Annotated in this window: 17 protein-coding genes; all 17 read left to right on the top strand. The window is 42.4% G+C overall.

The features are described 5' to 3' along the window. Positions 1 to 807: 807 nt before the first annotated feature. Positions 808 to 1,869: a GHMP family kinase ATP-binding protein gene (locus NQ544_RS09315; RefSeq protein ID WP_006849463.1), complete on the top strand. Its 1,062-nt coding sequence runs from the start codon at positions 808 to 810 to the stop codon at positions 1,867 to 1,869. A 23-nt stretch (positions 1,870 to 1,892) separates the two neighbouring features. Then, positions 1,893 to 2,528 (top strand): D-sedoheptulose-7-phosphate isomerase, encoded by a 636-nt coding sequence (locus NQ544_RS09310; protein ID WP_006849462.1) that lies wholly within the window; start codon positions 1,893 to 1,895, stop codon positions 2,526 to 2,528. Between the two features lie 74 nt (positions 2,529 to 2,602). Then, a complete protein-coding gene (gene gmhB, locus NQ544_RS09305; protein ID WP_006849461.1) occupies positions 2,603 to 3,904 on the top strand; it encodes a D-glycero-beta-D-manno-heptose 1,7-bisphosphate 7-phosphatase in 1,302 nt (433 codons plus the stop codon). 151 nt (positions 3,905 to 4,055) lie between these two features. Continuing rightward, entirely contained in the window at positions 4,056 to 5,993 is a 1,938-nt protein-coding gene (locus NQ544_RS09300) for an IS1634 family transposase (RefSeq protein WP_006848056.1), read from the top strand. A gap of 69 nt (positions 5,994 to 6,062) precedes the next feature. Then, positions 6,063 to 6,818 (top strand): WecB/TagA/CpsF family glycosyltransferase, encoded by a 756-nt coding sequence (locus NQ544_RS09295; RefSeq protein WP_006849458.1) that lies wholly within the window; start codon positions 6,063 to 6,065, stop codon positions 6,816 to 6,818. A gap of 115 nt (positions 6,819 to 6,933) precedes the next feature. Beyond that, positions 6,934 to 8,358, top strand: coding sequence for a nucleotidyltransferase domain-containing protein (locus NQ544_RS09290; protein ID WP_006849457.1), 1,425 nt, complete (start codon positions 6,934 to 6,936; stop codon positions 8,356 to 8,358). A 458-nt stretch (positions 8,359 to 8,816) separates the two neighbouring features. After that, on the top strand, positions 8,817 to 9,020 hold the full coding sequence (locus NQ544_RS09285; protein WP_006849455.1) for a hypothetical protein: 204 nt from the start codon (positions 8,817 to 8,819) through the stop codon (positions 9,018 to 9,020). Between the two features lie 68 nt (positions 9,021 to 9,088). Then, a complete protein-coding gene (locus NQ544_RS14025) occupies positions 9,089 to 9,214 on the top strand; it encodes a type II toxin-antitoxin system RelE/ParE family toxin (RefSeq protein ID WP_422784790.1) in 126 nt (41 codons plus the stop codon). A gap of 432 nt (positions 9,215 to 9,646) precedes the next feature. Next, a complete protein-coding gene (locus tag NQ544_RS09275; RefSeq protein WP_006849453.1) occupies positions 9,647 to 9,994 on the top strand; it encodes a hypothetical protein in 348 nt (115 codons plus the stop codon). A 1-nt stretch (position 9,995) separates the two neighbouring features. Continuing rightward, positions 9,996 to 10,193 (top strand): IS66 family insertion sequence element accessory protein TnpB, encoded by a 198-nt coding sequence (gene tnpB, locus NQ544_RS09270; protein WP_006849452.1) that lies wholly within the window; start codon positions 9,996 to 9,998, stop codon positions 10,191 to 10,193. A gap of 55 nt (positions 10,194 to 10,248) precedes the next feature. Further along, the gene (locus NQ544_RS09265; RefSeq protein WP_006847878.1) at positions 10,249 to 10,629 is read left to right on the top strand and encodes an ISAon1 family transposase N-terminal region protein; all 381 of its coding nucleotides are present in this window, start codon (positions 10,249 to 10,251) and stop codon (positions 10,627 to 10,629) included. Continuing rightward, positions 10,595 to 11,641, top strand: coding sequence for an ISAon1 family transposase (locus tag NQ544_RS09260; RefSeq protein WP_228023671.1), 1,047 nt, complete (start codon positions 10,595 to 10,597; stop codon positions 11,639 to 11,641). The genes NQ544_RS09265 and NQ544_RS09260 overlap by 35 nt, the downstream gene beginning before the upstream one ends. A 192-nt stretch (positions 11,642 to 11,833) precedes the next feature. Further along, positions 11,834 to 12,172, top strand: coding sequence for a hypothetical protein (locus NQ544_RS09255; RefSeq protein ID WP_006849448.1), 339 nt, complete (start codon positions 11,834 to 11,836; stop codon positions 12,170 to 12,172). Positions 12,173 to 12,282: 110 nt separating this feature from the next. Then, complete coding sequence (locus tag NQ544_RS09250; protein WP_167529955.1) at positions 12,283 to 14,190, top strand: IS66 family transposase; 1,908 nt, start codon at positions 12,283 to 12,285, stop codon at positions 14,188 to 14,190. A 244-nt stretch (positions 14,191 to 14,434) separates the two neighbouring features. Continuing rightward, entirely contained in the window at positions 14,435 to 14,602 is a 168-nt protein-coding gene (locus NQ544_RS09245) for a hypothetical protein (protein ID WP_167529954.1), read from the top strand. Then, the gene (locus NQ544_RS09240) at positions 14,602 to 15,114 is read left to right on the top strand and encodes a DUF6169 family protein (RefSeq protein WP_006849445.1); all 513 of its coding nucleotides are present in this window, start codon (positions 14,602 to 14,604) and stop codon (positions 15,112 to 15,114) included. The genes NQ544_RS09245 and NQ544_RS09240 overlap by 1 nt, the downstream gene beginning before the upstream one ends. 478 nt (positions 15,115 to 15,592) lie before the next feature. Next, positions 15,593 to 15,748 carry a hypothetical protein gene (locus NQ544_RS09235; RefSeq protein WP_006849444.1) on the top strand — a complete coding sequence of 52 codons (156 nt, stop codon included), beginning with the start codon at positions 15,593 to 15,595 and terminating at the stop codon, positions 15,746 to 15,748. Positions 15,749 to 15,822 lie beyond the last annotated feature (74 nt).

The raw sequence follows: 15,822 nt of genomic DNA, 5'->3' as shown, positions 1-15,822 counted from the left end.
TATGCCCTCAAAACAGTGATAAACAGCAGAAAATCAAGGTTTTCGGACGGTCTGAGGGGGGGGGTATTGCTTAGCATGTATTATAGTATTTTTTGTAATTCAGTATCTTTCTGATAATATGCTTTTTAGGAATATATTTTGTTACAATGTTTTTATGGTAATAGGGTATTGTTATTATAAGCAGATTTCCAAAAAAATGATTTTACTGATTTTGAGTATTTGCATTGCTACAATGACTCTTATTCTATCATGTACTGATATGACTTTTACACCTATGCAAGACCATAAGTTTCCGCCAGACTATTTATTTATGGTTTATAATTTAATCGTGCTATGCCTCTTCTCTTTGCTTTTCTCAAAAGTGAAGATACCTGAGTTCAAACTCATTAAATTATGGAATGAACGGGGCTATACTTTGTATCTGTATCAGAGTATAGTATATTTTGGTATGTTTGGAATTTATCTTGCGATAATAAATAAAATTGGCAATCATGTACTGGAAGGTATTATCTGTGTGATATTGATGTTTGTAATGTCTACAATAGCAAGTTATATTGTTTATCCGTTGGAAAGATGGGTAATGGGGAAGTTATTCAATACTTGATTTGAAAAGAGATAATTATCCGTCATTAGTCCTTGTAGTTGATGAGAGCTATATGATACATCTTGGGTGATTGATATTTCGTAACAGGAAAGAACGGATAACAGTTTGTCTTATTATTAACGGAGAAGCTGAGAAATGAGATGTTTGGAAATAGAATGTATATTTTGTACAATGCAGGACGAAATATAAAAAACGTTTAAAATATGATTATTCGAAGTAAAGCACCCCTCCGCCTTGGCTTGGCTGGAGGTGGTTCCGATGTATCGCCATATAGCGATATATACGGAGGTTTGATATTGAATGCAACAATTAATTTGTATGCATATTGTACAATTGAAGAGACTGATGACAATCAGATAACTATCAATGCGTATGATGCGCATTGTAACAAGAGTTATCCGATGACTGAATGTCTGGAGATTGATGGTGAGGCGAGTCTCATTAAGGGTGTATATAATCGAGTGGTAAAGGATTTTGGCGTTGGTGCTAAATCTTTCAAGATTACTACTTACAATGATGCTCCTGCAGGGTCAGGTTTGGGAACATCATCTACCATGGTGGTTTGTATCCTGAAAGCATTTGTAGAGTGGCTTGGATTACCATTGGGTGATTATGAGATTTCCCGTCTTGCTTATGAGATTGAACGCAAGGACTTGGGACTTTCTGGTGGTAAGCAGGATCAGTATGCAGCTGCTTTCGGTGGCTTCAATTATATGGAGTTCTTGCAGAACGATATCGTCATTGTGAATCCTTTGAAGATTAAGCGATGGATTATCGATGAGTTAGAGGCAAGTATGCTTCTTTACTTTACAGGTAAGAGCCGTAGTAGTGCTGCTATCATTGAGGAACAGAAGAAGAATACTTCTCATGGTGATAATGATGCTGTTGAAGCTATGCACAAGATTAAGCAGAGCGCCAAGGATATGAAACTTGCGATCTTGAAGGGTGATATTGATGGATTTGCTGACATTCTTCGTGAAGGATGGGAAAATAAGAAGAAGATGGCAAATAACATCACCAATCCTATGATTCAGGAGGCTATGGATGTAGCTATGGCTGCTGGTGCTAAGGCAGGCAAAGTATCTGGTGCTGGTGGTGGTGGTTTTATTATGTTCGTGGTAGAACCTACCCGTAAGAAGGAAGTGGAAGAGGCTTTGAAGAAACTTAAAGGTTTTGTGATGCCATTCCAGTTCTCTGATGGTGGTGCTCATGGATGGAAGATTTATCCAACAGACGATGTTCGAATGTTGAGTGTTAAATGTTGAATGTTTAATAGAAGAATTCATATATGAACAATCATATTGAAACTTTGGTGCAACGATTTCCACAGTTGGAGAGTTGTAAAGATGATATTTTGAAGGCTTATCAAATCCTGGAGGAAGCTTATTCGGCTGGTCGCAAGTTGCTTGTTGCTGGTAATGGTGGTTCTGCATCAGACTCAGAACATATTGTTGGTGAGTTGATGAAGGAGTTTAAGTTGAAACGCAAAATTTATGCTGCTCAGATTGACCGATTGATGCAGATAGATGCAGAAATGGGTACTGTGTTGGCTGATCATCTGCAAGGTTCGCTTCCTGCCATCTCTTTGGTGGGAGAACCTTCATTAACTACCGCATTTATGAATGATGCCGTCCCAGTTTTGATTTTCGCCCAGCAGGTGAATGGCTTAGGTAGAGCTGGTGATGTTTTCTTGGGTATCTCGACTTCAGGTAATAGTAAGAATATACTTTATGCAGCTGTTGCTGCAAAATCTAAGGGTTTGAAGGTGATTGGTCTGACCGGTCAGAACGAAAACAGATTGGAAACATTTGCTGATGTTTGTATCCATGTCCCAGAGACTGAAACATATAAGATTCAGGAACTTCATCTTCCTGTATATCATTGCTTGTGCTTGATGTTGGAAGAAAAATTCTTTGGAAATTGATAAACTCACACGAATCGCAAGGATTAATATCTATTCGTGTTATTCGAGAGATTCGTGTTCAAAACTAAACTCGTATGAAGACAATACTTATGGCGGGCGGTAGAGGAACCCGTATCGCTGAACTTTTTCCTAATATACCAAAGCCACTGATACCAGTGGCTGGTATGCCTATTCTTGAAAGAGAAATAAAATCTCTCTGTGCGCAAGGTTTTAAAGACATCATTTTGACCGTAGGTTATCTAGCAGACAAGATTATTGCCTATTTTGGAGATGGCAGTCAATTTGGGGCAAAGATAGATTATTTTGTAGAAGAGTCTCCTCTTGGCAATGCTGGTGCTTTGTTTAGACTGAGAGAAAAGTTAGGTGATGAGCCTTTCCTTCTCTTGAATGCGGATGCTGCATTCGATGTTGATTTCAATCGTATGGTTGCATTCCATAAGAATCATGGAGGTCTTGTTACTCTGTTTACTCACCCTAATTCGCATCCATACGATAGTGGATTGATCATTGCTGATGAAAACGGTCATGTAGAGAAATGGCTTGCCAAGGAAGATGAACGTCCACAGTGGTATGACAATCGTGTGAATGCTGGTCTTCATGTGATAGATCCCAAGGCTTTGGATATTGGTTTGAAATCTCTTGAAATCAACAAAGAGTCTGGATTTCCACAAGGAAAGGTTGACTTGGATCGACAGATACTAAAACCTTTGTGTGGATCAAACATGATGTTCTGTTATGACAGTCCTGAATATGTAAAGGACATGGGTACTCCAGAACGTTTTCATCAAGTGGAGGCTGATTATAAAAATGGTGTTGTTCAGGCAAAGAATCTTACCAACAAGCAGAAAGCCATATTCCTTGATCGTGATGGAACCATCAATAAATATGTGGGATTCCTTCGCAATATAGATGACTTTGAACTGATTGAAGGAGTAGCAGAGGCAATTAAGCTGATTAACCAAAGTGGATACTTGGCAATTGTTGTCACAAACCAGCCTGTGATAGCAAGAGGAGAGGTCACATGGGAAGAACTCAACGAGATACACAAGAAGATGGCAACCCTCTTGGGTAAAGAAGGTGCTTATGTTGATGGTATTTATATCTGTCCTCATCATCCTGACAAGGGATTCGAAGGAGAACGCCCTGAATACAAGATAGATTGCGATTGTCGCAAACCAAAGCCTGGGTTGTTGTTACAGGCAGCCAGAGACTTTAATATAGATTTGGCAGAATCATATATGATTGGTGATAGCCATCGTGATGTTGAAGCTGGCGAGAATGCTGGGGTAAAGAAGAGCATTAAGGTGGAAGAGAATAAAGCTGGTACTTTAACCCACATTGCAGCAGTCTTTGATGAAAAACTTAAAGATTCCTAACGAAATCCTAGATTTTGGCAGTTTTCAGCCAATTACCTAGCTGATTTTGCATAAAGAATCCTAATTTGCGGCGAATGTTCGGGAAAATCCCCAAAATGCTACACCCGCCCGTTTTGCCAGTTAAAAAATTGTGTGTACCTTTGCCCCCGAAATGTATATATCCAAGGCAAAGAAATATCGCGATCAGGGAGATGGTACAGCAATCGCATATGATTACTATCGTCTCACGAAGTCTTACATCGACAAAGATGGCAAGACTAAGCATCGTAGTGTTCTTTGCCTTGGAGAACTTCCCGGCTTTGACAAGGATGAACGTAACCGACTGGCAGCCATGCTTACCACTATGATTGAGGATGGACAAAGCGTGATGTGTGATAACAAAAAGCTCTACGAGGAAGCCATGTCTCAATACGTGAAGTACCGCAGCAGCAAGTATGCCCAGGAAAACGATCCCCGTCTCATCGCCGAGCGCAAGGTTCGCGAAGAAGAGGAGCGCAAGAAAGCAGTTGCCGTTAAGCTTGAAACGCTCACCCAGCATGAAGCTCGCATCATCGGTTGCGAGAACCTCTGCAACTCTACCATGCGTATGCTTGATATTCGTAAATATCTGACCTCCAGGGGATGGAAGCGTGACCATATAAACTTTGCCCTCATGCAGATTATCGCACGTGCCATCTATCCATATTCAGAATTGAAGACCGTCCGCTATCTTCGTGAGAACACTGCACTTGCAGAGATGTTCGGCATTCCTAAGGAGAAAATAACCAAAGATGCCTTGTACGAAAGTGCCAAGCGTCTGTGGGACGAGCACCATGGTCTTGAGGACTGGCTCCATGACAGGGTATGCAGCATGTTCGGCATCGAGGAGAAAATCCTTCTGTTTGACATCACAAACTCCTACTTTGAGGGGAAAATGGAGAACAGTGAACTCTGTCAGTATGGTCGTTCCAAAGAGAAAAGGGACGACTGCAGGATTGTTGTCCTTGCTGCTGTAGTAAACACAGAGGGATTACTCGTCCGCACAATGATATACGAGGGAAACCGTCATGATTCTACTACCGTTGAGGAAGTCGTTGGCACTTTGGCCAAGACCACCACTCAGGAAGCCAAACGTGTCGTAGTGATGGATGCAGGCTTCTACTCCAAGCCGAATGTCAATTGGTTAAAAGCCAATGGATTCGACTACATTACCGTACTCCCTTCCGGCGATAGCAAGTTCGAGTCTACAAGTTCAGAAATCATCAATCATACCGACAAAAAGGGACAGCAGATACGCTTGCAGATGGGTAAGGTTGACATGGATGGAGAATCCGTCAAGGCTCTCATGGTGGATAGTGACGCAAAGGGGGCCAAGGAACGCTCCATGTATGAGCAGGCATGCAAACGCTATGAGGAGGGATTGGAAGCAATCAAAAAGGGTATTCTTACCAAGGGCGGAACCAAGAAACGTGACGCCGTGAACAAGCGATTGGGCAAATTGGACAAGCAATATGGAGCCATTCGCCTGTCATACAACGTTACCTTTACCTATGAGGGTACAGGAAAGAACGAGGTTGCTACTTCCATGACCTGGGAATGCAGAGAGGACAAGGCTGCTCAGAGAAGAAAGTTCCATGGAAAATATGTCTTGCTGACGAGCCTTGATGAAAGCCAGGAATTGAACATCTGGAAATTTTATAATGTAATCAGAACCGTAGAGGAGACTTTCCATGTGTTGAAGACAGACTTGGATATCCGTCCTGTCTATCATAAGAGCGACAATGGAATCAAGGCTCATCTCAACCTTGCCATACTGGCATATTGGGTGGTCAGCGTCACCAAGTATCGCCTGAAATTGAAGAAGCATGAGAATGTGAGATGGGATGAAATCATGCGCATTGCCAGCACACAGGTTGTGGTTACTGCAAAAGTTGAAACCGTAGATGGGCAGGTCATTAGTATAAGACAGAGCACAGAGGCAGAGAGTAAACTCTCCGCCATCTATGATTTGCTCTACATTAACCCCAAACCGCTCGGGAAAAGAAAATCCATGCTACACCCAAATCATACCTCAAAAAATCTGGATATTGGAAATCAGGGAGTTACATGACGGGTGACTGCAATGTGGGTTAATGGAAGTATTGAATCAAATTCTTATCGATAAATAAAAAGATAATTTATGGAATCAATTCATTTGTTAAATGTGAGAATAGACAATCTCTCATCTCAAGAATTGCTGGAGAACTTAACTCATGGTGTTCTTGTTACTCCAAATATTGACGATATTATGAAGCATCAGCATGATAAAGAGTTTCATGAGTATGCTTCACAAGCAGAATTCTCTATTTGTGACAGTAAGGTGGTTAAGTTAATGTCTTCTATTGCAGGCAAACCATTGAAAGAGGCTATTCCTGGATCTAGCTTTTTCCCAATGTATTGTGATTATCATGCTAAGGATGAAAATATTAAGGTTTTCCTACTTGGCGCAAAAGAAGGTGTTGCTGATGTAGCTAAAGAAAAAATTAACAAACGTATTGGACGAGACATTATTGTTGGAACTTATTCTCCTCCATTTGGTTTTGAGAAGGATGAGAAGGAATGCCAGCATATAGTGGATATGCTTAGTAAATCGTCTGTTAATGTGGTTTTAGTTGGTTTGGGCAATCCAAAACAAACTAAATGGATTTATAAGTATAAGGATCAGTTGCCTAACATTGATGTATTTATGGCTTTGGGGGCAACTATAGACTTTGAAGCTGGAAACATCAAACGAGCTCCTAAGATTTTCCAAAAACTTGCATTGGAATGGTTTTATCGTTTCTGTCTGGAACCAAAGCGTCTTTTCAAGCGTTACTTCGTAGATGACATGCAGTTCTTTTATTACTTCGGTAAGCAGCTCTTGGGAATATACAAGGATCCTTTCCGAAAAAAGTAGGATTACTTTCTTCGGAAGAACTTACATAGCAAGGCTATCGGAAGGAGGATGATAGCTGCTATGTAGGATAATATGATGCGTATGGCTTGTTTCATGCGTGCAAAAGTACAACTTTATGTTGAAACAACAAAAGATTTTCTTTGATTTCTTGCGATTCTGTATTGGTTCTGCCAAGGAAATACCTGATTCCTTGAAGGAAGCGGATTGGAAGGAGCTGTATGCTATTGCCAAGAAGCAATGCCTGGTGGGTGTTCTCTTTGATGGTATCAAGAAGCTACCTGCGGAACATGTAGGGATAGAAAAGGAGTTGCTGCTCCAATGGATGGCGGAAAGCCAGATGTTGGAGAAAGCGAATGTTCGGCTGAATGATGCTGCCATCCAGGTTTCTGAGTGGTTCCGAAAGAAGGGATTCAGAACCTGTATCCTGAAAGGGCAGGGAAATGCATTGATGTATCCGAATCCTTATTCCCGGACTCCTGGCGATATTGATATCTGGGTGGAAGGTGGAGATAAACGGGTTATCTCCTTTGTCCGCTCTATCTCGCCTCATGAAAAGGCGTGCTATCACCACATCGAGTTCCCATCGTATAAGGGTGTGGAGGTTGAAGTGCATTATCGACCTAGCTTCCTGCTGTGCTTTTGGCATAACAGAAAGCTTCAGAAATATTATGAGAGGGTGAAGGAGGAGCAGTTCTCGCATCGGGTAATGTTGGGAGAGCAAGGGGAGATTGCAATCCCAACAGTGGAGTTTAATATTATCTTCCAATTGACTCATATCTTCTCGCATCTGATGAATGAGGGGATTGGGTTAAGGCAACTGGTGGATTATTACTATGTTCTTTGCGACTTTTATAAAGTCTATCAAAATTTTTCGAAAACCCACCCGTCCTCCCTTACCCTTAAAGAAGGAGATTTTTCGAATCACCCCGTCCCTCTTTCCAAAGAGGGCTCCACTTTCTCCCCAAGCCCCTCTTCCTCAGGAAGCGGGGATGTAACCGCACCTTCTCGGTGCTCGGAACCGCTACGCTCTAAGGTTGGCGGACCATCAAAGGTCTCGCCAAATTGTGCGGGATGGGACCGCCGGGATGCTATTGGGGATATGACTTCTGCAACTGCTTCTACTTCTACTGACACTTCTGCTACTGCTGCTCGCTCTTCTTTTGCTGCCAATTCTTCTGCAGCTATTGATAGGGTGCAGAAGGAATTGAAGGAGTTGGGGTTGTGGAAGTTTGCCGGGGGTATCATGTATATCATGCAGGAGGTGTTCGGCATGCCTGCCTCTCGCCTTATTGTTCCTCCGAATGAGAAGTATGGTAGGTTTGTGCTGAATGAAGTGCTGGAAGCCGGGAATTTCGGAAGGCATGATGCCCGGAATCGGTTTGGTAGGTCACAGCTTGGACATAATCTCCAAAGGGTGTATAGGGATATAAGACTCGTGAGGTATTTTCCTGCTGAGGCGCTATGCGAACCATTGTTTCGCATTTGGCACTTTTTCTGGAGGCTTAAACACAGGAGGCAGTCACTCGGAGTCTTTTCTTGAAGCCCTATGCGGGCTGGGTTTAAGGTCTCGCAGATGACGCAGATTTCTTCTTTACTTTTTCATGTCCCACAGATTGCACGGATTTACACAGATTTTGTCCTATTCGGGATTGAGAGCGCCTGGTATCTCTTTTCGAAAACCTACCTTCAATAGTCTTTAAGACCCCTTCGGTTCCCCTTCTAGGGGACAGAAACCTCAGGGGAGAGGGAGGAAACCGCTCCTCCTCGTCGCTCGGAACCGCTTCGCTCTAAGGTTGGCGGGGCATCAAAGCCCTCGCCATGTTGTGCGGGATGGGACCGCATGGGATAGCAGTTTATAGTTTACAGTTAATAGTTTATAGTTTACGATTGATTTCGTGGTTATTTGCAGATAACTTGCAGATTTCTTGTGATTCTCTTGGTGGTTTCGAGGAAAAAGCGTAATTTTGCGGAAAAGTTTAACGTTTAAAATTATAGGTTATGGCAACATTAACTATACAAGTGGAAGATAATAGTGTTATGGCTGGACTCAAGAAAGTTCTTGAGGCAATGAAAGGTGTTGTGATTGTTCCTAATCATCAGAAAAGCATGTCTGGGATAGAAGAAGCAATGGATGATATTCGTCATGGTAGAGTGACGGAGTATGAAAGTGCTGATGATATGTTTGAAAAGTTGGGAATATGAAATAAAGAATCATAGCTACCAGTCGCTTTGAAAAGGATGTAAAGCGTTGTAAAAAACGTAATCTTCCAATGGAAAAGCTAAAGAAGGTAATTCGAATACTAGAAGAGACCGGAAAATTACCTCCTGAATATAAGCCTCATAAACTATCTGGGCAATATGCGGGAAGTTGGGAATGTCATATTATGCCAGATTGACTGTTGATATGGAAACAATATATGAGCTGGTTTTAGTGATGACTAATACTGGTTCTCATAGTGATGTTTTCTAAAAACAATTGAAAATGGCATGGAAAGTGCCGCAATTCATTCAAGCGAAGTTCATGAAGTAGATTCGGGAATCCCAATGACCCTTTTCAAAGGTTTTTCTACCTCTCTGTCTCTCCTGCAAGGAGAGCTTCACCTTTCTCATCAAGCCTCTCTTCCCTAAGGGACGAGAGGATGTAACCGTCCTCCGGTGCTCAGAACCGCTACGCTCTAAGGTTGGCGGACCAAAGCGGTCTTCGCCATATTTTGCGGGATGGGACCGCCGGGGAATAGCAGTTTACAGTTAGTATATCACCATTACAGCGTAAGGTTTTAACACACTAAGTATTTACCTTTGCATCCGAATTCTTAAAAATCAGAATTATGGAAACAAAGGAATACTTCGAAAAGGTGATGCAGGACTTTAACCAGAACCGTAGAGGTCGAAACCTGCGTAAGTATTGTAGTGATGAAGGAATCGACTACAAGTGGTTGTCTGAATACAAGAAACAGTACTCTTCTAGCAAGGGTAAGGTAGAGAAGGAAGAAGAACCTTCATTGATACCTCTTCAGGTTATTGATGAACGCTTCTCAGAACAGCCTGTTGTACAGCCAGAGGCAAAGTGGTGCGTAAAGCAACTGGTGATAGCAAGTCCTACTGGAGATGAGTTGGAGATAAAATGTTCAAACTTGGCGGTTGTTGTAGAACTGCTGCGTAAAATGAGTATGTAGTATGCTCAACTTTACGTCACGCACCAATTTCTATATCTGCAGCATCCCAACAGATATGAGAAAAGGAAGAGAAGGATTGGCAACAATAGTCCGTGAGTATTTTCATCGCGATCCAACGGCCTATGGAGAAGCCTTCATCTTCTATAACAAGAAATATGATACGGTGAAGATCGGGTCACTTGCAAAAGCGTGTGGATAGCATAGCACAATAAAAGCAAGCAGGTGTACGTTTATAGAGTAAACGTTAGAAGAAAATGGAACAGTATAGACTCTTAGCGGAATGCCTATTGCCAGCCCGCATGCTTGACTGGTTTGACTTGAAGACTGTACGTGTCGAGAAGAAAGGTGACACACAGGTGATTCACCTTTATCTCGATGAGAACGAGCAGAAACCTGACGACGGAGAAGACCTGCGCCCCAATGGATTTACACGCGAAAGTGTGTTTCACGACTTTCCGATTAGAGGTCAGGAAGTACTGCTTCACGTGCGCCGTCGCAGATGGCTTGATGCAGATGGTCACAACGTGATGACCGAATGCAATCTCATTCAGGAGTCCACCCGCTGCTCAACCGAGTTGGCGGATTTTTTAAAAGAAGCGTTTGGAGACGCGCCCTATAACGGCCCGTTCGTTTGAGGATGACTATCACATAGACGGTGATGAGTATGGCAGAGCCTACAAGGACCACCTAAGCGGCTATCGTGAATGGTCTGAACTAGGCCATGCTGACGAGTGGCTCATCTTCCCAGAGAACATAAGTCCTCACGTCAGCATAGATGAGACATGCTTGTCCACGGGAGAGGTATACACAATAGCCTCGAACAAGGATGCACATGGTCGCAAGGGATGCCTTATTGCTGTAGTCAAGGGCACTAAGGCAAAGGATGTCATAAAGGCATTGATGAAGATACCAGAAGCGTTGAGAATGAGCGTGGAAGAGGTTACTCTCGACTTCTCTGAGAGTATGCACAACATAGTAGAGACATGCTTTCCGAAGGCTATGCGTACGCTCGACCGGTTCCATCATCAGCAGTTTTGTCTTGAAGCCTTGCAAGAGGTACGCAGAGAGTATAGGCGTGAGCAGATGACACTTGATGCCCATGCTAGGGAAGAGCACCGTCTGATGATGCGCCAGCTGCAGGAGAACGATGGTCCATTTGTGGATGAGGAGGGCAATGCCATAAGGCGCAATGCAAGGTACTATCCCGAAAGACTTGAGAACGGAGAGACTCGTGCAGAACTCCTTGCACGCAGTAAGGGGCTACTTATGATGTCACCCGAGAAATGGACAGGCACACAGAAGGAACGTGCAGAAATACTGTTCCGTGAGTTTCCGGACATAAAGACGGCTTTCTCGCTTACCCACTCTCTTCGAATGATATTCTCGCAGAGGTGTACTAAGGAGCAAGGTGCTGTCAGCCTGCATTCATGGTACTCGAAGGTCGGTGAGTTCGGTAACAAAGCGTTCAATGATATTGCTGCCGCCATGTACGACCGTGAGGATGAGATCCTTAACTATTTTGTCAATCGCTCTACCAATGCATCAGCAGAATCCCTCAATGCAAAGATCAAGCATTTCAGAGCACAACTCAGAGGTATTATTGACCGTAAGTTCTTTCTCTTCAGACTAATGAAAATCTATGCCTAATCCACACACTTTTACTGGTGACCCTGAAGATCCTTCACTATGACTTGAATGGCTATGTGATTTATCAGAAATGGTTTGATGATGGCAAGATGCTGAAACCAAAATTTATGGAAATAAAGAGTTGTCATCTTATAACTCGTGAACAAGTGACTTTACTTGTTTCAAATGCCGTTCAATCTAAAATGTATATTTATGATGATTGAAACAGAAGATCCTGACTTTGTTGCCTCTTGGCAGAAAGTTGAGGAGGCTCTAAAGCGTCTTGATGAAAATCAGGTGGAACGTTTGTTCTCAAAGAAACATGCGTCCTTGGCTGATTTTCACCAAGCTCTAATAAAAGAGTTGGAACTAAAGGCTACTGCCTTGGAATCTGCTGTGGCTTCTTTGAAGGACGAGAGTAAGGCAATAATGCAGGAAACCTTAAAAATCAAGTCAGAAACAAAGAAACTTCGTGAGGAAAGAGAACGGATGAATGAAGAATTGTTGCAGAAAAAGCGTGAGCTAGACCAGTTGAAAACTCGCAGGAAATGAGAGAGTTAGCAGATGAAAAATAGTTCAAAAAATAAACGTTCTTTAACTCGTAAAATGCTGATTTCTAGAGATTTTTTTGTATCTTTGCATACATGAAACAGCAAGAGAATATGATATTAAACAAGCTCAATCAGTACAAAAATCTGTACCTTCAGGCGAGCAATGAAAATGCTCACTTGAAACATGCTGTGTCTAAGCATGAGGATGAGTTAGAGGCCAATCGCAAGACGATTGAGTCTATGGATAGTCGTATTCTCGAGCTGGAGGAGAATCAAAAAGAATGGGATAAGGAAAAAGCTCAACTTCAAAGTCAACGAGACTGTTATAAAAAGGAACGCGATGAAGAGCGTGAGTCTCATTCTCAGACTAAAAAGGAACTGGCAAAAGCCAAGGAGGAAATAACGAAACTCCAAGAGTCCAAGGAAGCCAAGGAACTTAGCGAACAAGCCAATGTGGACTTGCACAGCGTGGTTCTGGTGCTCCAACGCCGTCTCTTCAAGACAAACAGCGATGCTAGTTCCTATATGAAAGGCGAGGTTGAGTTCGATGAACGTCGAATGAACGACATGGAATTCACTGATGTCGTTGACGAAGCCAACAAGTTGGCCAGTGGAATTATTGAGGAAGTTGACCAAACCCCAGTTGACACAGGTAAAGAGCCCAAGTTGCCAAAGTCCGACAAAAGGAAAGAAAAGAAAGACAAAGAGGACAAGCCTAAGCGCAGAAGAAACGTCTTCTCCATCAAGGTGCTTGACTCTATGGGTATTGATACGAGCAACTTGCCTGCCGGCTTCAAGCTAATCCATCGCAAAGACAAGATTACTGGCGAGGACGTTTGGATTGTGAGAATGTACGATTGCTATGCTCCCTTGGCAGGTTGTATCGAGTATGAAATCGGCAGGTTCAATGTTCCTGGACATGATCCGATGTGCAGCAAGCATCCAGACCATATTGTAGGTAAGAATCCATTGCTTCCAAGCTTTGCCCGATTCTACCTTGACATGAAGATACATTATAATGTAAGTGAGAATCGCATCTTGGAGATGCTGAGAGACATGGAGGCATTTATGCCACAGTCCTCGCTCAACAAGTGGATGCACGAGATAATGAAGTGCTTGCGTGAGCGATTGCAAGGTCTGATGCTGGAAGTGATAAAGTCATCGATATATACCAACAATGACGAGACTCGTATTTTGGTTCGCAACTTGTTGGAAGACAAGCCTGACAAGTACAAAGTGGAGTATATCCATGCCGCCCTCTCCTTGGAGAAGAAGCTGGTTGTCATGCTCTACGGTGAAGGCAGTCGTAGCCATACAATCCCTGAGGAACAAATCTTCGAGCACTCGAACATCAAGTATTTTACGGCAGACAGAGCCAAGCTTTATGATACAGTAGTCAAGAGCATCGAGGAAAAGTATGGTGTGAAGATTACTCGCACGGCTTGCTGGTTCCATGCCCGTCATTACTTCGTGGACGCCTTCATAGCAGACCATCGAGTGAGACCAATCATCAAGCTTATGAACTACCTCTTCTATATAGAGCGAGTTGCAGATGAAAAAGGCAAGACAGGTGAGGCTCGACTAAAGTTCCGCTTGAAGTACAGTCGCTTCGTCGTTCAGTCCATCATGAAGGCATTGCAGAGAATGAAGGACGAGAAGAACGTGAAGAAGTATGGCAAGATGGTGATGCGAGCAGTCAACTACGTGCTTGATGATAAAGAGGCGTTTCAAGTCTTTCTCACTAATGGTGATGTAGAAATCCACAACATAGCCATTGAGCGATGCTTCCGGCATATCGCCATGGGACGTCGCAATTTGGGCAAGGCAGGTAGTCATGAGGCTGCGGAGAACTTAGCTTTTATGTATTCTTTATATGAAAGCTGCAAAATGAACAATTTAAACTTTGGAAGGTATATTGAAGACATCCTTACCCGCATGAAAGATGGGGATAAGGACTATAAGTCTATGCTTCCATGTTACTATGTAGAGAAATCCGATGAGGTGAAGGAGTGCGCTTAGGCAATCCTTCACCCTAAAAACGATAATAAAATAACTTTTTTCGAAAACAGATACGTGTAACTACTTGTAAAATAGTGGGGACGCTGTAATGGTGATATACTTACAGTTAACAGTTTATAGTTTTCTGATTTTTGTGGTAATTTGCAGATAACTTGCAGATTTCTTTCGATTTTCTTGGTGGTTTCGAGGAAAAAGCGTACTTTTGCGGCAGATTGCAATTAAAGAATTTAAAAGGAGAACTATTATGGATACATTAGATAAAGAATTTTGGGAAAAACGTGAAGCTGCTATGAAAAGATTTATGGCGGCAAAAGAGCGTAAAAAGGCTCGTGTAGCTGAAATTACTAAGAGCCTTTGTGAGGAATATAAGGAACGAACGGGGGTATATCCTAAATATATAAATGTTTGGTAATGAAACCACTTCCTTTGGATATAATTAATGCTTCTGCTCCTTATGAGGTTTATTGGCATGAAACGTCTCGAACTTATCGCTTTAAAAGTGATTTTGGTGTGGTACTTGCTATTGGCTTTGATGATGATGACATCATTGAAAATGCAGAATCATATGTCTTTTCTATCATCAATGTAAATAAAATACCTTCTCCTCGAGACTTGAAAATGCGTGATACGGTGATGCTTATTATTGAGAACTTCTTTAATATGAATGAAGCTGCTCTCTTGTATATTTGTGAGAGTGGGGATGGTAAGCAGCATATGCGAAGCCGTCTGTTTGAATATTGGTTTTCTTCTTATCAAATGAAAGATAAGTTTATTCTAATGCCTGTCAGCATTGAGGATATGGATGGTGTTGAAAACTTTGCAGCTTTAATTATTCGAAAAGATAATCCGAATGTTTTAGATATTGTTGCAGAATTTTCAAACACTGTGGCTATGTTTAGGGTAAAACCTAATAGTCATGACTAATTTCTTTTGATATTCTTGATGGGCTTAAAAGTCTTTACACCCCCTTCGGTTCCCCTTACAGGGGACAGAAAAACTCAGGGGAGAGAGGATGTAACTGCCCTACAGTGCTATATTTGCCCCACCTGTCTTCAATAGTCTTTACGACCCTTTCGGTTCCCCTTGTAGGGGACAGAAACCCCTGCGGGAGGGTCCTTACCCTATACCCAAGCCCTAAATCCCTACCATAGGGATTAGGGATGTAACCGCCCTCCGGTGCTCAGAACCGCTACGCTCTAAGGTTGGCGGGGCATCAAAGCCCTCGCCATGTTGTGCGGGATGGGACCGCCGGGGGAATAGCAGTTTACAGTTAATAGTTTATAGTTTTCTGATTTTTGTGGTAATTTGCTGATGAGTTGCAGATTTCTTTTGATTTTCTTGGTGGTTTCGAGAAAAAAGCGTAACTTTGGCGGCAGAATTAAATGTTTAAAAGGAGAAGATTATGGCAATAGATATTAAAGTGATACCGACTCTACGAGGTGAAGAAGCAGCTCGCTTTGTGAAGAGAGCGGAAGAAGTTATGAATAATAATAATCGTGTGGACTTCTCTGCAAAAGTTGCTGAAGCTCGTGCCATTTTGGAAAAAGCGGGTTTTTGATTATGGGGTTCTTATTGGAAAAATGCAAACTTGTGAAATTGGATGATAAGATATACCAAAAGAATGAGTTCCTG

Origin of the sequence: Segatella copri DSM 18205 (assembly GCF_025151535.1) — a bacterium.
GTDB lineage: Bacteria > Bacteroidota > Bacteroidia > Bacteroidales > Bacteroidaceae > Prevotella > Prevotella copri.
Note: the sequence above shows the minus strand (reverse complement) of the source record. Positions and strands in the feature narration are given on the sequence as shown.